Origin of the sequence: Mycetocola lacteus, assembly GCF_003667575.1 — a bacterium.
Lineage (GTDB): Bacteria > Actinomycetota > Actinomycetes > Actinomycetales > Microbacteriaceae > Mycetocola > Mycetocola lacteus.
This window is the reverse complement of the sequence record NZ_RCUY01000009.1, coordinates 81,960-100,435: the sequence shown is the minus strand read 5'-3', so window position 1 is coordinate 100,435 and position 18,476 is coordinate 81,960. Positions and strand designations below refer to the sequence as shown.

Annotated in this window: 13 protein-coding genes; 3 read left to right on the top strand and 10 right to left on the bottom strand. The window is 66.4% G+C overall.

What is annotated here, in order from left to right:
- Positions 1-84: 84 nt before the first annotated feature.
- The 10 genes from D9V34_RS09665 to D9V34_RS09620 form a co-directional block, all read right to left on the bottom strand.
- Complete coding sequence (locus D9V34_RS09665) at positions 85-1,524, bottom strand: C40 family peptidase (protein WP_121688633.1); 1,440 nt, start codon at positions 1,522-1,524, stop codon at positions 85-87.
- Between the two features lie 211 nt (positions 1,525-1,735).
- Positions 1,736-2,338 (bottom strand): TetR/AcrR family transcriptional regulator, encoded by a 603-nt coding sequence (locus D9V34_RS09660; protein WP_121688632.1) that lies wholly within the window; start codon positions 2,336-2,338, stop codon positions 1,736-1,738.
- Between the two features lie 37 nt (positions 2,339-2,375).
- Positions 2,376-3,521: a serine hydrolase domain-containing protein gene (locus tag D9V34_RS09655; RefSeq protein ID WP_121688631.1), complete on the bottom strand. Its 1,146-nt coding sequence runs from the start codon at positions 3,519-3,521 to the stop codon at positions 2,376-2,378.
- 269 nt (positions 3,522-3,790) lie between these two features.
- Complete coding sequence (locus D9V34_RS09650; RefSeq protein WP_121688630.1) at positions 3,791-4,534, bottom strand: hypothetical protein; 744 nt, start codon at positions 4,532-4,534, stop codon at positions 3,791-3,793.
- Positions 4,531-5,121 (bottom strand): signal peptidase I, encoded by a 591-nt coding sequence (locus tag D9V34_RS09645; RefSeq protein WP_121688629.1) that lies wholly within the window; start codon positions 5,119-5,121, stop codon positions 4,531-4,533. The genes D9V34_RS09650 and D9V34_RS09645 overlap by 4 nt, the downstream gene beginning before the upstream one ends.
- Positions 5,122-5,127: 6 nt before the next feature.
- The gene (locus D9V34_RS09640) at positions 5,128-5,892 is read right to left on the bottom strand and encodes a hypothetical protein (RefSeq protein ID WP_121688628.1); all 765 of its coding nucleotides are present in this window, start codon (positions 5,890-5,892) and stop codon (positions 5,128-5,130) included.
- 75 nt (positions 5,893-5,967) lie between these two features.
- Entirely contained in the window at positions 5,968-6,588 is a 621-nt protein-coding gene (locus D9V34_RS09635; protein WP_121688627.1) for an alternate-type signal peptide domain-containing protein, read from the bottom strand.
- Positions 6,589-6,647: 59 nt separating this feature from the next.
- A complete protein-coding gene (locus D9V34_RS09630) occupies positions 6,648-9,743 on the bottom strand; it encodes a vWA domain-containing protein (protein ID WP_147441675.1) in 3,096 nt (1,031 codons plus the stop codon).
- Positions 9,744-10,017: 274 nt separating this feature from the next.
- Positions 10,018-12,678: a helix-turn-helix transcriptional regulator gene (locus tag D9V34_RS09625; RefSeq protein ID WP_121688625.1), complete on the bottom strand. Its 2,661-nt coding sequence runs from the start codon at positions 12,676-12,678 to the stop codon at positions 10,018-10,020.
- On the bottom strand, positions 12,675-15,326 hold the full coding sequence (locus tag D9V34_RS09620; protein WP_121688624.1) for a response regulator transcription factor: 2,652 nt from the start codon (positions 15,324-15,326) through the stop codon (positions 12,675-12,677). The genes D9V34_RS09625 and D9V34_RS09620 overlap by 4 nt, the downstream gene beginning before the upstream one ends.
- 251 nt (positions 15,327-15,577) lie before the next feature.
- Here D9V34_RS09620 and D9V34_RS09615 point away from each other — a divergent pair, with 251 nt between their 5' ends.
- The 3 genes from D9V34_RS09615 to D9V34_RS09605 all read left to right on the top strand — a co-directional run bounded on the left by D9V34_RS09615 (position 15,578) and on the right by D9V34_RS09605 (position 18,431).
- Positions 15,578-16,939, top strand: coding sequence for an anaerobic C4-dicarboxylate transporter (locus D9V34_RS09615; RefSeq protein WP_121688623.1), 1,362 nt, complete (start codon positions 15,578-15,580; stop codon positions 16,937-16,939).
- Between the two features lie 128 nt (positions 16,940-17,067).
- Positions 17,068-17,709 carry a PadR family transcriptional regulator gene (locus D9V34_RS09610; RefSeq protein WP_121688622.1) on the top strand — a complete coding sequence of 214 codons (642 nt, stop codon included), beginning with the start codon at positions 17,068-17,070 and terminating at the stop codon, positions 17,707-17,709.
- Positions 17,706-18,431 carry an ABC transporter ATP-binding protein gene (locus D9V34_RS09605; protein WP_121688621.1) on the top strand — a complete coding sequence of 242 codons (726 nt, stop codon included), beginning with the start codon at positions 17,706-17,708 and terminating at the stop codon, positions 18,429-18,431. The genes D9V34_RS09610 and D9V34_RS09605 overlap by 4 nt, the downstream gene beginning before the upstream one ends.
- Positions 18,432-18,476 lie beyond the last annotated feature (45 nt).

The following is an 18,476-nucleotide window of genomic DNA, read 5'->3' as shown; positions in this document are numbered from 1 at the left end:
ATGCGGCGACGCCGAATCGGGAACCGTTTCGTGTCGAAAACGATATGCCCAATCCGGCGTCGCGAATTGTATGGTGGCGCGGGCCTATCCGGCCGGACGTCCGACGTTCTGTACCAGGTTGTGCGTACGTACCGGAACCAGCTGAACCTTCTTGCCGGGCTCGGGGGCCTCGATCATCTGGTTGTTACCCACGTAGATGGCCATGTGATACATCACCTGAGAGTTGGTGTTGCCACCCGGCGAGTAGAACAGCAGGTCGCCGGGGACCAGTCCGCTGGAGCGCGGAACCAGGCGTCCCACCGCGGTCATCTGGCGGTACTGCGCACCCACCGTGTGGTATCCGATGTTGATCCCCGCCTGGCGGTAGGCGATCATAGTCAGGCCCGAGCAGTCCCACACGTCGGGACCCTCACCGGCGAAGACATACCACTTGCCCAGCTGGGCATAGGCGAAGTTGACGGCGCTGGTCGCGGCGGCGGCCGGACCCACCGGCGCTCCTCCCCCGCCACCCACCGGCGGCGTGGTGACCGGAGGCGTCGTGACCGGCGGAGTGGTGTTACCACCACCCGAGTTACCGCCGCCCGAGTTACCGCCGCCCGTGTTGCCACCGCCGGTGTGTCCGCCTCCGGTTGCCGGCGGACGGGTGACGGGCGGGGTGGTGGTCGGCGGACGAGTCGCCGCGGCCGCGGCTGCGGCATCGCGGGCGGCCTTCTCGGCGGCCGCACGATCCCGGGCGGCCTGCTCTGCCTGGGCCTTGAGCGCGGCGGCCTGAGCCTGCGCCGCGGCGTAGGCGCTATCCAAGCTCGCACTGCGGTCCTGCAGGAAGGCGAGCTGGGCGTTCAGCGTGGCCGATTCAATCTGCGCGTTATCCACCGCGGCCTGAGCGGCATTGGCGCGATCGTTCGCGGTCTTGAAGGCGGCGTCGGCGGCCTTCTGTGCGGTCACATTTTCTGCCTGCGCAGCCTTGGTCTGATCTTCCAGGGTGGAGACCAGGTTGCTGGTCTGCTTGGCGCGGTCAAGCAGGGCGGCCTGGCCGCTGGAGAGCTTCTCCATCGTGCCCAGCTCGTACAGCAGGTCACTTCCGTCGGTCTTATTGCCTCCGGAGAGCAGGGCGGCGCTCACACCGGTACCACCACCGGCGCGGGCAAACTGCGCGATGATCGAGCCGAGCGCCTTGCGCGCGTTTTCGTCATCGGACTTTGCGGCTTCCAGTCGTGCGTGCAGATCGTCCAGACGCTGCTGCGTCTCGGTAACCTTCTGCCGGGCAATCTGCAGCTTCTCGGCGGCCTGCTGGGTGGCCACATCGGCCGCATCCGAGGCGTCGCTGAGCTGCTGAATAGTGGTCTGGATCGCGGCGGCCTGCGCCTGCGACTTGGTCACGTCGTCGCGCGCGGCGGCGACGTCATCCCAGGACGGTGCCGTGGGTGTGCCGGGATCGGCGAGGGCGGGGGCCGCAAAACCCACACCGCCCAGGGTGAGCGCAAAGGTCAACGAGATGACCGCGCAGCGTTTAGAAAAGCGCATAACCGTGTTTCACTCCCCGTAGGTCCATGATGGCAGTCCGCTAAGCGGAGGCCACCCCGTCACATCTCCCCACGGAGTGGAGGGGTGTAAACGGAACGCGGCGGGTGCGCCGCTTCGTCAGGCTAACACCGTTTTTGCGACACGACCATAGCGAGATCTCATATTTTCACACCGCGCGCGTCGCGGCGCACGGAGCTACTGCTCCCCTTAGTTACCGTTCGACGGCGGGAAGCGGGATGCTGGAATCGCCGGTCAGTGCGGAAATCAGCAGCCCGGCGAGGCGCGCCAGCTCATCGGCGCGCTCGGGGGCGCCGGCCAGGTGTGCGGTGGCGCGCAGGATCATTGGGAAGTCGCGCTCCGACACATCCGCTCGAATGACCCCGGCGTCGCGGGCGGCATCGAAGAGCTCGGTGATTCCCGCGCGAATAAGCTCATGCTCATCCACGAAGATTCGCGGCGCGCCGAAGCCATCCAGCAGGACATCTGAGAAGCCGCGATCGGCCGACTGCAGCTCGATTGTGTAGTGCACAAACGCACGGAAGGCGCGGGCGGCGTCGCGGTCGGCGAAGTTCACGGCGTCGCTGGCAATCGTCACAAAGTGTTCCAGCTGTTCGCTATACAGCGCGATGATCAGATCATCACGCGTGGGAAAGCGGCGATAGAGCGTCCCGATACCCACCTCGGCGCGGCGCGCAACATCCTCAAGTGATCCCCCGACGCCGTGTTCGGCGAACAGTTCCCCGGCGACATTCAGGAGGACCGCGCGGTTGCGTTCGGCGTCGGCGCGGAGGGGTTTCGGGGTGGAGTCACTCATCCTGTCATAATATCGCACGGCGGACCTGACCCTCCGATTATCGCGCTGTCACACCCGCAAGGCACACGGTTTCACTGGCCAGACGCTGCACGGCGAACACGTTCGCCCGGGCGCGCCCCGGATGCACGCGGTTAGTCAGGAGCGCCACGGCGCTGTTGTGCACGGGGTCCACCACAAGCATGGTGCCGGTGAATCCGGTGTGTCCCAGGCCCGGGACGGCACCCATAAATTCGGCATCGTGCACTCGAAAGCCGACGGCCTGACCGAAGGTACCCGCCGCATTTGTGCCAAAAATCTGTGGGGCGGCCAGCAGGGCAACCGAGGCGGGTGAAAGGACACGGCCACGATCACCGAGTCCGTCGGCCAGGATCATCCGTCCGAGCGCGAGGGCATCATCGGCGGGACCAAACAGACCCGAGTTGCCACTGGGCCTGCCGAGGAAGAAGGACAGCTCGTCGTGCACGCTCCCCTGCACCAGGCCGCGACCGGGCTGCTCCTCGGTGGCCACCGCGAGGCCCGGATCAATCGGGTGATACCCGGTGTCTCGGGTGCCCAGCGGCTCCAGCACGCGGGTGCGCATCAGGGTCGGCAGGTCGTCCCCGCTCACCGTTTCCAGGATTCGCCCCAGGATGTTGTAGCCGATGCAGGAGTACTCGTGAGCCTCCCCCGGTGCCCGCACCGGGACGGTTCCCAGGACGTGCGCCCAAAGGGCGTCGGCACCCGGATCCTGCTCCCAGAACCGGGTATTAGCCGGGAGGCCCGAATCGTGTGCCAGGAGGTTCATCAGGGTGATCCGGCGGGCATCGCGATGTAGCGCATCACCGAGGACCTCGCCGATTGGGGCGTCTGGATCCACCAGCCCCGATTCCACCACGCTGAGCGCCAACACCGACACAAAGAGCTTGGAGAGCGAGGCGAAATCGAACCGGTGCTCGGCGGCGAGCGGACGGGAGATCTCGGGCCCAAATTCCTCCAGGGCCGTGCGTCCGTGCAGAAAATCGATACGCTCCCCGGCGGGGGTGAGTCCGGCCAGGGCGAGGGCCGAGCCGGGAATGCGACCCGCGACGCCGACACTGGCGGGATCGCGCGCCAGGGATTCCAGCGTGTGGGTGATCTGGTCGATCTGGGTGCGTTCGGCGGCGTTGGATGTGGTGGTGGACGCGGTGGTCTTGGACGGATTCATTGTGTGCTCCTTGCCTCGGCCGCGCGCTCAACACTTGTGGTGTGGGGTGGATGACCGGTGTGTCCAGCCTATCCCCGACCCGATTCCGGATCCGGCATGCGCGCGGGGGCAAGCCCGGGTTAAACAAACCGCCCCCTCCAACACGGGTCGACCCGTCGCGCGTCGGAGTTAAACAAACCGCCCCCTCCGACAGGGGTCGAAGGGGGCGGAGTTCCCCGCAGGCGGTGAGTCGGGACCCATGACGACCACGGATCACCGCCTGCGGTGGTCTAGGGGGTGCGGCCGGTGCCGGCACCGTTCATTTTGCGTCGCAGCGCCAGACCGCCACCGGCGAGCAGCGCGCCGACTGCGGCAATCAGCGGCCATCCTTCGGCGCCGGTGCGTACCAGCGTTCCGGGGCCGGCTGCGGCCGGCGGTCCGGCCGCGGGGGGCTGGGTGGCCGCGCCCGGAGCGGACGGAGTGGGTGAAAGTGTGGGAGCAGTCGGTGTCGGGGTCGGGCTCGTGGTGGGTCCGTCGATTCGGCTCTCTCCTGCCAGGGTCAATCGCACATCAAACGCGACCGACACGGCCTGATCGCTGGCCACCGGATAGTTGCCGGTGATCGCAGCCTCGGGCAGGTCGTAGTCGAGGTTGACGGTCGCGGTGCCGCCGGGCTGAACGCGGGTGGTGAGGATCGTGGTGTCCGTGCCATAACGGTCGATCACCGGGAGGCTGTTGACGGTGAAATCACGGTAGTACTCATCCGCGGGGTTTCCGGTGAGGCGTACGTTGACGATCTTGGCGGTGAGTACCGCGGCGGTGTCGCCCTGGTTGCGCACCACAAACGAACGCGCATCGGAGTCACCCGGAACCACGCGCGGTGTCACAAACACCGGGCGGTCAAGTTCCGCGGCGAATCCCGAACTTCCATCCCAGGAGAGCCCAATCTCATCGGCCGCCTGCGCGCCGAGCGCGGGACCCGCAACCGTGAGGGCGAGTGCGCCCGCGACGGCGGCAACGGTGATCCGTTTCATGGTGTGTTCCTTTCGGTGGCGCCGCGGGGACGACGCACGAGGGTGAAGACTGCGTAGCCGACCAGTCCCAGGCCGGCGAGGGTAATGAGGGGGCCGCGAACGTTGCCGCCGACCAGGTTGGTGACCCAGCCCACGTACGGCACGGTGTAGAGCACACGTCCGCGGACCTGATCGGCACTGATTTCGGGATCATCCGCGCCGTTGGCATCCCCGCGGGTGATTAGCCGCACGCCCGAGTCTCCCGCGCTCATCGAGCGAATACGGTGGGTGATCAGGGTGGGGTCATCGGAGATGGGCTGGAAGGTGACCACGTCCCCCACGCTCAGCTGGGCTGCCTGGACCGGGGTCGACACCACGACGTCACCGGGGCGAATCGTGGGCTGCATCGACCCGGTCAGTACGGTGAGGGGCACTGCCCCGATGATCAGCGGCACCACGGTGACCGCGGCGCTGATCAGGATCAGCACGGCGAGGAGCACCGCCCCGGCGCCCCGCCACACTCCGAACCAGAAGCCGCGCGAGGCGTGGTTCCGGTTGGCATCGACGTGATCCGTCTCCGGCTCGGTGGGTGTGATCAGGATGGACATGATGCGTTATCCGGCAAACCGACCGCGGAAGGTCTCGAACCCGAAGTCCAGGGAGAAGGTCGCCTGGAACGCCCGGGTGTCATATCCCAGTCCGATCGACCAGCGGTCCTCGTCCGAGACGCTCACCTGGGCGCCGGTCTCCGGGTTGGTGTACGTTCCGGTTGCCGAGCCGATGTTGGTGTAGGTGGTGTTCAGGGCAACCGGGCGACTCAGTCGCAGGCACAGGAACTCCCGTTCCGGGGTGTCCCATCCGGCCGTGCTGTAGGCGGAGGAGACGAGTTCGCGGGCGGGAATCCGGGCCGCGGACAGAGCGCCCTCATAGAGGGTGCCCGTGTCGGCGTTCAGGGCGGGTGCGCATCCCGCGGGCGTGCCGGCTCGCACGATCCGAACGCGCACGCCATCAACCAGGCTCGAGTCGTCCCCGCCAACGATGTGGGCACCTCGCAGGTCGTATGCGAGGCCACGATTACCCTGGGACTGTCCGTCTATCCGGATTACCGCGTCGGCGAAGTTTTTGGTTTGCAGGGCGGTGATCGGATTACCACCCTCGGCGTTGTTGGCCGACCAGGTGACCGCGGTCTGCGGCTCGAAGGCACGGTCCATCTGTGCGGGGGTGGCACCGGGGTTGCCGACGGCGAATCCCGCGTAGCCGATCGTCACGGCGTCGTGCACTGAGGTCTGCTGTGACCAGAGCGCCCAGGTCGCGGCGCCGGCGGTGCCGAGGGTCGCTCCGAGAGCCAGCGCAGTGACGGCGGCAAGGGTGCGTTTCATGGGTGAGGCCTTTCAACTGTGGGGAATGCTGCGGTGGGGTGGGCAGGGGGTGCGCCCACCCCACCGAGGGAGGAACTAGCCTCGGGTGCTCTGCTCGAGCGAGAAGTTGACGTTGCCCAGGACCGCCTGCGCGTTGGCGTAGGTGAGGTCGGTTGCGGTCTTGTCAAAAGCCAGCTCGATCTTCACGGTGTAGGTGTCCGGGGTGGTGCCGGCGTTCTTGGGTACCTTGAGGGTCACCGGGGTTCCCAGTGTGGTCTTGGCCGAGGGGGCCCCGCCTACCAGCGGGACGGCCTGACCGTTCTTGTCGAGCACGATGTAGGTCGCGCTCAGCCCGCCGGTTCCGGCCTTGGCCGCACCCTCGGCATCCAGGGCGCTCAGCGCACTGGAGGTCACGTTGAGGGTGGCGTTGATGTTGTCACCGGCCAGGGTGACATCGATGTTCTGGGTGCGGTTCAGAGTGTCCCCGGGGACGGTCTTGAACTTGGTGGCGTCGGGAATGGCAACCGGTGCACCGGCCACATCGGCCGACACGTCGGTCCAGACCGGGGCACCGGCCACGGCAACGTGCAGGTTACCGGTGTTGATCTTGCCGGCGTCGGCGTCGGTGGTGGAGCTCCAGAGAGCGAACGTGCTGCCACCGGCCAGGAGCCCGAGGCCCAGAGCGCCGGCGACGATACCGCGAGTTGAGATCTTCATGATGATTCCTTTATGTGAGGTGTTGCAGAAGGTGGAGGTGTAGCAGTGGTTCTGTGTGACTACGGGGTGAGGGATCCACGCGCCCAGCACGTCATGGACGCGCCGGCTGCGAGGAATCGGGTGCCATCGTCGCGGGTGTTCGCGGCGGGGCAGTTCACGGCGTTCGCCGCAAGCTTGTTATCGAGGACCGAGATGTTCTCGATCGGGAGTGCACCGGTGTTGCTGACCCGGTAGGTCCACTGGACCTGGCTGCCGGTGGGGCGCGGGATCGTGGTGTCGATCACCGGAGACCCAATCGGTCCGGTGCCGGGGATGATCTCTGATAGTTCCCACCCGGTCTTGACGATGGTCAGCTTGGGCACCGCGGCGTTGGTGAACTCGCAGTGCAGCGACGTGTTTGCCGCAACCCGAATGGTGTCGTTCTCGGGGGTGAAGGTCCGGGTGCCGTCATCGCAGATCAGTGAGGCGCGCACAAATCCGTTTACCAGTCCGATCTCGGAGAGTGTGTACTCGCGGTCCGGGGCAATCGTGACGGGAATCGCGGTGGGCCGTGCGGATCCGGTCGCGTAGAAGCCCCGTATCGGGCCGTCGCTGGGCTTGGTGAGGGCCGAGAGCGTCCAGTTTCCCGGGACGGCGTTGGTGTCGGTGCCGTTGAGCACCACCTTGGATAGGGACAGGGTCGCGGCCTCGTTGGTCACCGTGCAGCGCAGCTTATCGCCCCACCCAACGGTGATCGAGCCGTTGCGTCCATCGGCGATTCCACCGAACCCGGAACCCGAATCCCGCTCGCAGACCCAGGAGCCCACGGCACCGGGCACCAGCGTGGTTCCCGCGGCCACAACGGGGCGGTATTCACTGGGTCCGCCGCTCTCGGAGAGCACCACGGTGCCCGGGGTGACGGCGACGCTGACCCCGCTAGTACCGGTACCACCGGGGGTGGCCTTCAGGGTGAAGTCGGAGGGCTGAGCGGTTCCTCCACGCACCACCTTGTTCAGCTGGAGCGTGCTGGTGCACTCAAAGCGGTTGGTGAGCTGGAAGGCGTTGTCGCCAACCACGAGCACGCGGGTCTCCTGACCGTCAACTCCCAGTAGGCGGCAGCCCGAGGGAATCTGCGTGGGGACGGGCTCGGCCAGGGTCACGCTCTGTCCGGCGGTGAATCCGGTCTGTTTGGTTCCGAAGTCGGTGCGGGCGGCCGCACCATTCAGGGTGTAGGAGGCGGCACCAAAGGGCTGGCTGCCGTGGGCGAAGTTCTGGCCGTTGACCACCCACTTCTTGGTGACCGTCACCGTCGCGGTGACCTCCTTATTGACGAGCTGGCAGCTGATCGAGGTGTTGGCGATCGCGTCGACGGTAAAGCCGGTGGCACCCACGTTGGTCACCGTGACGGCGGCCTTGGTGTCGGCGCGGGTACAGACGGCGTTCTTGCCACCCTGCTGTTCCAGGACGTATCCGGGCTGCTGGGTTTCGGCAATGGTGATGGGGCGGGGCGTTCCAATCGAGAGGTTGTTGACCTTGAAGGAGGCCACGCCGGTCGAGCCGGTCACTGCGGAGGCGGGGGCCACGTTTTTCGAGGCCGCATCATCCACGTTCAGGGTCCATCCCGAGGCCGGTGAACCGGCGGGGTTCGCGGCGGTCTTGACGGTTTTGGTGACGTTGATTGTTCCGTCGCACTGTGCGCCGGCCAACGCCTTCAGCTGCGCGTTCAGGGCGCTATAGTCGGCAACCTTGAGATAGTCGACGCCCTCGCGGGTGCCACTGATCGACTTGAGGTTTTCGATGTTGGCTGCGGTGAAGGCCGACCCGATGCCCAGTGCCATGACGGTGGTGCCCTTGGCCTTGAGCGCGTTGGCGCTAAATACTGCGGCCTCGATGTCGGCCACAGTGGTGTTATTGCCCACGCCGTTCAGGGCGCCGCCCGTGCTCAGTCGGAAGGTCGGAGCACCGTCGGTCAGGACCAGCACCAGATCGAGCGCCTCGTTACTGGAGGTGATCGCGCGCAGTCCCGCATCCCAGTTGGTGCCCGAATCGCTGGGCACGGTGAGGCCATTGGCCTTGGTGCGGATCGGTGCGGCGGACTGAGGGGTGGCCAGGCTCACCATCTCCGAGTTGGTGTTGGCAGATCCGGCGGCCGGGGAGGTGGTCCCGAACGTCCAGATGCCCAGGCGGGTCGGGGTGCCGGTCAGGGCGTCCACGAATCCGGTCGTGGCGGTGCGCAGGGCAGCCTGAGATCCGCTCAGCGAGGATGACAGGTCAACCAGCAGGCCGATGTTCAGCCCACACTTGGGGGCAAGCGCCGGGTTGTCCTGGGAGGTCTGGAAGATTCCCGTGCTGTTCAGGGCCACACTCGAGTCGGAGGAGCCAACCGCCGGGTACTTGGTAATTTTTCCCTGAGCGTAATCACCCGAAGAGGTTTGGAACGCGTAGGGGGTGGACACGGCGGTGTTCTGGGTACCTGTCCGCGTCATCGTAATCGAGAACACGCCCGCGGGGGTGCTCTGCAGGGCTACCCACGGAGCATTTGAGTTACGCGGGAAGGTGAAGTTGGACGGCACCAGGATTGCACAGTTGCCGTCGGCATCGGAGGTACAGGTTGCCCAGGGGGCATACAGCGTATTGGAGGGTCCGCCACTGTGGGTTACCAGGCGCAACCCCACACCCGGCTGCGGTCCAACCACACCACCGGCGGTGCGGGTGCCACCAACCTGCACGTTGATCACGGCCTTGCTGCCGGGCGGCACCACCGTCGGTGCCGCCAACGGGGTAACAACGCCCGCATCCGCCACCAGAGACTCCCCGGCGAGGGGTGTCCGGGCGGACTCGACGGTTCCCTTGCTACCGGTTTCGGCCGGAGTCTCGGGCGCGGTGGTGCTCGCGGTCCCGGGCGTCGGTGCGGCCGCGGGGGCGGTCGTTTCGGCGGGACGAGTCGGCTGGGCTGCCGGGGCCTCGGTTCCGATCTGAGGGGCGGGTGTCTGTGCCGGGGCATCATCCACCGCGCGAATGTTCTCATTGGCGGTGACCGCGAGTGCGGCTTCGGAGGGGGCAGCCTCGGGGGTTGCCGCGCCGCTGGCCGCGTAGGCGCTCAGTGAGGCACCACCCACGATCAGCGCGAGCGCCACCGTGGCGGCCGTCGCAATCCTGAAATTCCTGTTCTTCACCGAACGTTCCTTTTGACTCATGTGTGCAGGGGGCGCACATCTAGGAACAATCTAAAAAGCGATAGTTTGTAGTGCGATGCGTATCGCTACGTGTTTTGTTCAGGGAGACCTCAGAAAACTACGTAGGTGGGCCGCGAACCTACGCATTAACACCGCAAAAACTACGTGCCCCGCCCGCGTAGACCCTCGTTTGAGGGGCCTTTCTTACGCAAAAACGACCGGCGTGCACCCATCTGGGTGCACGCCGGTCAATCATGTGGGGGACGCTTGGTGCCTATGCCGTATCCCCGATGAAGCCCAGGTTCGCGTCAAGCAGGCGCTCGCGCGAGCCCAGCCCCAGTTTGAGGAGAACCCGCTGTACATGGCCCTCGACCGTGCGGTCCGAGAGCGAGAGCGCCCGGGCAATCTCCCGGCTGGTGAGTCCACGCGCCACCAGGCGCGCCACCTCCCGCTCACGATCGGAGAGCACCGTGGCCTCCCGCATGGCGTTGAGCATCGGGTCCAAAGCCCGGGCACTCGGTGCCAGCAGGGCAAGCGCGTCCAGAGCCCGCCGATGCAGGGCACGTTCGGGAACCACGCGCAGGGCCAGGAACGCGCTGGTCAGTGCGCGGGCGGCAATGTAGTGCTGGGAACACTCGATCGCGATCTCTGCGGCACCCACAAAGTCGCAGGCGAGTCCTGTGCGCAGCGCCTGGGCCAACGCACGGGCGGCTCGTCCCATCCTGTCGCTGACGCCCTCGGTAATCTCCGTCATCTCGTCCAGGCACTCGCGGTCCCCCAAATCCATCAGGAGCAGCAGGATTTGAACGCGACCAGGATAGTGCCCCTGTTCCCCGGCCTCTCGTGCAACCGCTCGCAGCTCATCAAGCCCCAGACTCGGGTCCACCAGATACCGTGCATAGGACGCGTATGCTCGGGTCAGGGTGTCGGTGAGGGGCGTTCCCCCGTATTCAAGAGTGGCGTACTCGGCCAGGTAGGCGGCGGCGAGGTCCAAATCCTGACAGACCACCGCGGAAAACGCGGCGGTGGCGAGGACCAGTGGACGAAGGCGCTCGGGGTCGCTCTCACGGGCCAGGACAACCGCCGCTTGAGAGTGCCGCGCCCCGGCCTCAAAATCACCCTCCTGCATGTTCTGCACCGCACGCAACAGCTCGACGACAACTCCCTGTCGAATCATCCAGGCATTTTGCTCCTCGGCCAGACGTTCCAGGAGTCGATCCTGCCGCTCCCAGTCGGCGTACGAGCACTGCACAAGCGCGATTCGGGTAAACAGGAAGCCCCCGTAGTTGGCCAATTCCGCCGTGTTCATGACCAGCTCGAGTGCGGATTCCAGCTGTTCTAGCGACCGCTCGAAGTCTCCGGTCACCGCGAGGATTTCCCCGGTGAGGGCTCCGATCAACACGGTTTCCGCGTTGATATTTCCCGATCGCTGCAGGAGTGGCTCCACCGCGGCACGGGCGGCGCGATAGTCCCCACTGGTCATCAGGAAGGCGGGGGCACGCATCGCCCAGGCATGCTGAGCGAGCACACCGTGATAGTTGGTGCCCTCTGCCATCGTGGTCCATCGATCCAGCATGACCTCAATTTGGTCAAACCCCTGGCCGGTGGTGACGTAGATCTGTGCCAGCAGGGTGGCGATGCGCTGAATATCGTTCAGCGAGCCAGGGCCGATGAAAATCTCATCGATGATCTGCAACGCCGCTGCGGATTCGCCCAGGTAGAAGTGTGCACGGGCGCGCTGCACCTGCATGGCCGTAGAGCGAGGGGTCTCGCGATCCAGGGCAACCGCCCGCAGCGCCAGCTCGGGCCGGCCGACCCGGTTGGCCAACGTCGCCAAAATGCCGAGGGACTGGGTGTCCACCACGCCACCACACTCGATTGTCCACTCCACATAGCGCAGGGTTGACTCGGGGAGCCGCGGCAACGGCAACCGCGAGAATACTCGCTGCCAGAGCGCGCGACTAGCCGAGGGTGACAGGGACTCGCGCAGCACCGCGGCAATCAGATTGGTGGGGATCCGCAGCAACTCCTCCCCCGACTCATCCAGTCCGTCCCGTTCGATGGACACCAGCAGCTCGGTCGCCCGCAGTGCGCGTACGGCATCGCCCCCGAAGATTTCCCCCAGGAGATTGGTCGGAATCGCGAAGGCCAGGGCCACCGCACTGAGTGCGTCGGTTTCCTCGGGACTCAGCTGGGCAAGCATCCCGCGCAGCTGCCAGACACTCGCCGATCCGAGCCGCGGCTCATCCACAAATCGCCAGACGCCCTCGGTGGCGACCAGTGCGCCGGTGCGTACGCTCTCGCGCAGCCCGCCCTCAAGAATTTGCGGTGCAGCCCCACCCATCCGGACAAAGCGGTCGGCCACCGCCCACGGGACGATGCCCTCGAGTCGGCTGTGCGCAAACGCGATGACGCCGTCGGTACTGAGCGAGGTCATCGAAAACTCGACCAGCTGCCCCTCAAGCAAGAGCGCCCGCAGATCGCGCGGGATTCGGGCGGCACCCGGTGCCAGGATCATCAGGTGCACCCACGCCTCGATCGAAATCTGCGCGAGCAGGCCGGCGCTGGCCGAGTCCAACAGCTCAACCTGCTCCACGATAATGACAAACGGCGCACCCTGGCGGCGTCGCTCGATCTCGCCGCGGAAGCCCGAGAGCGCGGTGAGGGCGTCGGGATCGGGGGTATCCAGAATCGGTCCGAGAAAGGGCGCCAGCGCACCGTAGGCCACATCGGACAGGCTACGATTTCCCACCACCCTCATGGTTTTATCGATCCCCGCGGCGGCGCAGGTTTCCCGCGCCAGATCCGGCAGGCCGATGGCACCGGGGGCAACCAGGCACACCCCGGCGCTCGCGGGCTCGCGCAGCACGCTCACCGCACGGTCGCGAATGATTACCGCGTCACGAACCTCGACGGCTTCCGTCCCGTCTTTCATCCCGCACGCCCTCGCAGCTGGGTGACCGCGGCGAGGGGGTGGGCAGAAGTCCCGGCATCAATCGAGGTAACGCCGTGCCCCTCGAGCGGATAGGCGGCGAGCAACTCGGTGCGTGAACGCACCCCGAGTCGGCGGTACAAGCGCTGAACGTGCCCCTCGGCCGTGCGCGGGGAAATGCCGAGGATCGCCGCAATCTCTCGATTGCGCAGGCCATCGCGTAGCGCCGCAAACACGTGCCGCTCCCGTTCGGACAGCCCCTCGGGTTCATTGTGGACGACGTCACTCGCGGATTCCGCGCCCACGGCCTCGTCCTCACCGGAATACACAAACGCGCCGAGCCCGAGCATGTCGCTCAGTCGGGTTCCCGCACGCACGGCTCCCGAGACATCACGGCGATCCAACCCGATTTCGAACGCCGCGCACGCTCGCGAGAGCGGTCCCTCGCTGTGGCTCAGCGCCCGAGAAATGACGGCACGGGCACGCTGAACACTCTCCCCGGCGCCGGCCAGGGCGGCCGGATCGGCAGCCAGCAGGAGCCGGAGCAGCCCGGCGGCGGGGAACACCTGATAGCCAAACTCGGCTCGCAGATGGTGGGCGTCGGCCTGGGCGACGAGGGCCGAGATCGCCGCAGGCAGGTCGAGCCCGTCCGCTTCTGTCCGGGTCATGATCGTCTCCCCCAGAAACACCAGCGGACGCGGCACGCCCTGCAGGTCAAACTCGATATCGGGGGCGGGTTCGGCCGAGTGATCGGCCAGCAGTGGTTCCATCGCGCGCCCGAGCTCGGCTCCTTCCGCGGGATCCAGCTGGGCAAAGAGCGCGCGGGCGGTCCGCATCGGACGCTCGGCCCGTTCGGCACGTCCCTGGAGGAGCGCGAGGAATCCGTCCACCAGCTCGCCCACCGCCGCATAGGTACTCCCGGCCTGCGGGAAACGCTCGCGCAGCACGGCCGCCAGGTGTCGGCACTCATCCCACTCGCCGCGCACCTGGAGTACCCGCCACATGGCCATCACCGAGGTATCACGCAACTCGAACCAGACCAGGTTGAGCGTGTCCGGGAACACCCGACGCGCGAGCGCGATCCCCTCATTCTGGAGGCCCTGCACACACAGGGCCTCGGCCACCAGCATTAAGCACACGTTGGTCATGTCCGGGGTCAGCCGGGCAAACCGCTTCTCCTCGGCAATCTCGCGCACTCGCTGCCAGCGTCCGCGGTGGGAGGCGATCAGCATGTCGCAATACACCACCAGCGAGAGCGCCACCGGATCGGTGGAGGCGTGTTCACGCTGCCACTGCGTAAACGCCTCCAACAGGCGTTCGGACTCGGCTACCTGCGCGCGATCCTCAAGCGTATTGAGGATGTGCAGTGCGCGCGCTTGCGCGGCCTCGGCCGTCACCGAAGCCGAGAGTTCGGCGCGGCTGGCGAACTCCTCCGAGGCCTGGATATTACCGCGCTGGCGCGCATTGCCCGCGCGGACCAGGAAGGTTTCCGCGGTGTCGGGACCCAGCTGGTCCAGCAGGAGGTCGCTGAGGTCGGGGCGCTGGTCGCCGGTCGCGGTAAACGCCGCCGCGTACAGTTCTTCCCGGGTCACCCGCACGCCACCGCGGGCGGCGCGGAGGATCGCGGCCGGATGAAGGGTGCCCTCCAGGGCGCGGACGCGCTGCCCGAACTGCGTCCACAGGTCTCGCACCAAATCGGGGCTGAGCGAGCGGAGGAAGGACGCGTTCACGGTGCTGGAGGCCAGGCGATAGCGGGGCGGCTCCCCCTCGATAATGATCAGCCCGGCGCGTTCGAGCTGCTCCAGGTCGGCGTGGGCCGCGATATCCATCAGCCCGGCGATACTCAGCCGCTCAAAAACCGCCAGCGCGTTGATCGCGAATCGCTCGTGTTCCTCCAGGAGCTCATAGACCCCGAGGAAGGCGGTATCCGTACGTGAGCCGGATTCCCCGAGGGCGCCGTCACCACTCAGTGACCACACACCGTCACGAAATCGCAAACCCTCCACCGCCAGGGCCTGTTCCACCAGCACTCGGAGGCGCACCGGGTTGCCGGCGGCGGCCCGGGTGAGGCGTTCGGCAACCGGGTAGGGCACGGTCCCCGGGAGGGCAGCCTCGAGGATCTTGTGGACGGTGCGGATGGACAGCGGACGGATCTCGACCGGCTCGACCATCCCGCCGGCGATCACCCCCATCAGCGACGCCTGGCTCTCCACCGGGCCGCAGGTGATCAGGGCGGCATATGTGCCCGCTCCGAGCAGGGTGGACAGCACGGCGGCGCTGGCCGAGTCGAGGAGTTCAAAGTTCTGGATGTACAGCAGTACCGGACGGTCGGCCGAGATCTGACGCAGCCGCTCATCCAGGCGACGCAGCACACTCACCGGAGTGTCGGTTGGGCTCACGGTGCCCGAGACGAGGTGCGCAATCGCGAGATAGGGGCTATCGCTGCCGAAGGAAACTCCGCGAATCCGCAGAATCGAATAGGGCTCACCAAGATCGGCGATCACCAGGCTGGAAATCGCCGTTTTGCCACAGCCTGTCGGGCCAACCAGGGCCAGGGCACGGGGTACGGTAGGGTCACTAAAAGAGGTCAGGACGTCGGCCGCCTGGGGGGTCCAGTCGAATTGCAGCCGAGGCGGGGAAAGAGTTCGCATCGGGATCCTTCGGGTGTGCCAGGCCCCTCGTGTCATGGGTAAAGGAGCGCAGCTTTCGGGTGCCTCCGTCCGTAATTTTCGATCGGGTATTCGAAAAAACGAAGGCTGCCTCCCAGATTAGCGTTCGGTGGGGGCGCGACACACGTCCCCGTTCTGGGTTGATTGTTTTCCCCATTTTGCCCCCGCGCGTCGCTAGGCTGAGCGCAGATTCTGCCGCGCGTGCGCGCGGGAGCCGGGGAGGACGCATCAACATGGAAGCCGTCACATTCATCTTGGAATTGCTGGTGGTACTGGGTGCCATCATCATGGGAACCCGATCCAGCGGTGTGGGCCTCGGGCTCTGGGGCGGCACCGGTGTCGCGATCCTGGTGTTCGTTTTTCGAGAGCCGGTGGGCTCTCCCCCGGTGGACGCCCTGCTCATCGTGCTCTCGGTGGTGCTGGCTTCCTCGATGATGCAGGCGGCCGGTGGCATTGACTGGATGGTTGGGGTGGCGGCCAAGCTGATTTCGCGCAGTCCCAAGCAGATCACCCTGGTGGCACCGCTGGTGTCCTTCCTGTTCTCGGCCGGTGCCGGCACGTCGAATATCCTCTACCCACTGCTGCCGGTGATCCAGGACCTCTCCTATAAAAACAACATTCGTCCCTCGCGCCCGCTCTCGCTCTCGGTGGTGGCCACCGGAGTCGCGCTGGCGTGTAGCCCGGTGTCGGCGGCGATGGCCGCAATGGTGACCCTCACCGACGCACCCGCCTACGGGTACGAGCTGATCGATATCGTCAAGGTCACCTTCCCCGCCGCCGTGGTGGGGATTGTGCTGGCCTCGTTTGTGGTCTCGCGGCTGGGCAAGGACATCGCCGATGATCCCGAGATCCAGGCCCGGATCGCTGCCGGAAAGTTTGAGGCACCCAAACAGGACGGCCCGCTCTCCCACGCCGACGTGGCCCCCACGGCCAAGGGGCGCAACGCGGCGCTGATCTTCCTGGGCGGAGTCCTGGTGATCGTCATCTTCGGCCTGTTCAAGGACCTGCGCCCGCTGGTTCCCGGTGTTATCGATGGTGCCCCCGGCCAGGTCCCGCTGGCCATGACCCCGATTATCGAGATCGTCATGTTTGTGGTGGGTACCCTGATCCTGCTGGTCGCCCGTCCCAAGGTGGCCGAGATCCCCACGATGACGGTGTTCAAGGCCGGAATGGTCTCGGCGATCGCCCTGTTTGGTCTGGCTTGGCTGACCGATACCTTCCTCGGTGCACACCAGCAGGTCATCGCGGACACCGTGGGCGGCTGGGTGGGCAACTGGCCCTGGATCTTCGCCCTGGGCATCTTCCTGGTCTGTGTGCTCACCACCAGCCAATCCACGGCGACCCGAACGGTGGTGCCCATCGGCTTAGCCGCGGGTATCCCCCTCGGTCTCCTCTCGGGCATGTGGGCCGGTGCGTTTGCCGGGATCTATCTGCTACCCACCAACGGGTCGCAGATCGCCGCGGCCAACTTCGACTACACCGGCTCGACCAAGCTCGGCACCAAGCTGGTTGACCACTCGTTCTTTGTCCCCACCCTGGTGCTGGCCGGCTTCACGATTATTGCCGGCGCGGGCTTCGGATTGCTCTGGGGCTAACAAAACTTTGTGACACGGCATCCGTGGATGCTTGCAACTCGCATACCGAGTAGGTACATTAACCATACGCGGTATGCAGACGCAGGCCGTGACCAGAGAGCGGCGTTCGCGCCCGGTTGGAGGATCCCGTGTCGATTCGTCACTCCCTACTCGCGCTGCTGAGCGAGGGCCCACGCTATGGCTACCAGCTCCGCGGCGACTTCGAGTCGCGCACCGGATCCACGTGGCCGCTCAACATCGGCCAGGTCTACACCACCCTGGACCGTCTGGAGCGAGACGGCCTGGTGGTCAACGACGGCGACGACGGTGCCGGACACGTCATCTACCGTCTGAGCGAGGCCGGTCGCGCCGAGGCCGATGGATGGTTTGCCACCCCGGTGGTGAACCAGAACCCGCCGCGCAACGAGTTGGCGATCAAGCTGGCCCTGGCACTCACCCTGGACGGGGTGGACGTGGCCACGATCATCCAGACCCAGCGCGCCGCCTCGATCACCACCCTGCAGGACTTCACCCGGCAGCGCCGCACCGCGGCGGCCGAGCTCGATGCCCCCGAAAGCGGCACCGACAGCACGGCCTGGCTGCTGGTCCTGGACGCGCTGATCTTTGAAACCGAGGCGGAGATCCGCTGGCTGGATCACTGCGAGGGATGGCTGGCCAAGCGGGCACAGACCTCCGACGGCACGGCCACTCGTACTCCAGCCAACGGATCCCCGGCAAGCGGCTCCGAGGCCACGCATGAGGATGCCCAGGCCGAGCGGGTGGCCAAATGAGCACCGAGATCCTGCAGCTCTCCGGGGTTTCTCGTCACTACGGCGAAGGTGCCACCGCGGTAGCCGCACTGCGTGATGTCTCCCTGACCGTACACTCGGGCGAGTTCGTGGCGGTGATGGGACCCTCGGGCTCGGGCAAGTCCTCGCTCCTGACCCTCGCCGGCGGCCTGGACCGCGCCACGAGTGGTGAGGTGTTTGTGGAGGGCACCCCGCTGGGCGGTTTGTCCACCAATGAACTCGCCCGGCTGCGCCGCCGCGCGGTCGGCTATGTGTTCCAGGACTTCAACCTGATCCCCACCCTCACCGCCCTGGAAAACGTCGCCCTCCCCCGCGAGCTCGACGGGGTCGCCCTGCGCAAGGCCCACCGGCAGGCCCACGATGCGCTGCGTCAGGTGGGGATCGACAACCTCGCCGATCGCTTCCTGGATCAGATGTCCGGTGGGCAGCAGCAGCGGGTCGCGATCGCCCGGGCGATTGTTGGCCAGCGCCGCCTGATCCTCGCCGACGAACCCACCGGGGCCCTGGATTCCACCACCGGAGACGAGGTGCTCGAGGTACTGCGTTCGCGTGCCGAGGCCGGTGCCGCGGTCATCATGGTGACCCACGAAGCGCGTCATGCGGGCTGGGCCGACCGGGTTGTTTTCCTCCGCGACGGCCGCATCATCGACCAGGCCGCAGCCCAGCACGATCCGCGTGTGCTGCTCGCAGAGCGGAGTGCCTAGATCATGAGCACCCCGACACACCCGCACACCGGAGGGGCAATCTAA

Coding starts and splice junctions, on each gene's coding strand:
- D9V34_RS09620 (WP_121688624.1), bottom strand. CDS start 15,326: ATGCGAACTCTTTCCCCGCCTCGGCTGCAATTCGACTGGACCCCCCAG.
- D9V34_RS09650 (WP_121688630.1), bottom strand. CDS start 4,534: ATGAAACGGATCACCGTTGCCGCCGTCGCGGGCGCACTCGCCCTCACG.
- D9V34_RS09635 (WP_121688627.1), bottom strand. CDS start 6,588: ATGAAGATCTCAACTCGCGGTATCGTCGCCGGCGCTCTGGGCCTCGGG.
- D9V34_RS09640 (WP_121688628.1), bottom strand. CDS start 5,892: ATGAAACGCACCCTTGCCGCCGTCACTGCGCTGGCTCTCGGAGCGACC.
- D9V34_RS09625 (WP_121688625.1), bottom strand. CDS start 12,678: ATGAAAGACGGGACGGAAGCCGTCGAGGTTCGTGACGCGGTAATCATT.
- D9V34_RS09605 (WP_121688621.1), top strand. CDS start 17,706: ATGAGCACCGAGATCCTGCAGCTCTCCGGGGTTTCTCGTCACTACGGC.
- D9V34_RS09615 (WP_121688623.1), top strand. CDS start 15,578: ATGGAAGCCGTCACATTCATCTTGGAATTGCTGGTGGTACTGGGTGCC.
- D9V34_RS09665 (WP_121688633.1), bottom strand. CDS start 1,524: ATGCGCTTTTCTAAACGCTGCGCGGTCATCTCGTTGACCTTTGCGCTC.
- D9V34_RS09645 (WP_121688629.1), bottom strand. CDS start 5,121: ATGTCCATCCTGATCACACCCACCGAGCCGGAGACGGATCACGTCGAT.
- D9V34_RS09660 (WP_121688632.1), bottom strand. CDS start 2,338: ATGAGTGACTCCACCCCGAAACCCCTCCGCGCCGACGCCGAACGCAAC.
- D9V34_RS09655 (WP_121688631.1), bottom strand. CDS start 3,521: ATGAATCCGTCCAAGACCACCGCGTCCACCACCACATCCAACGCCGCC.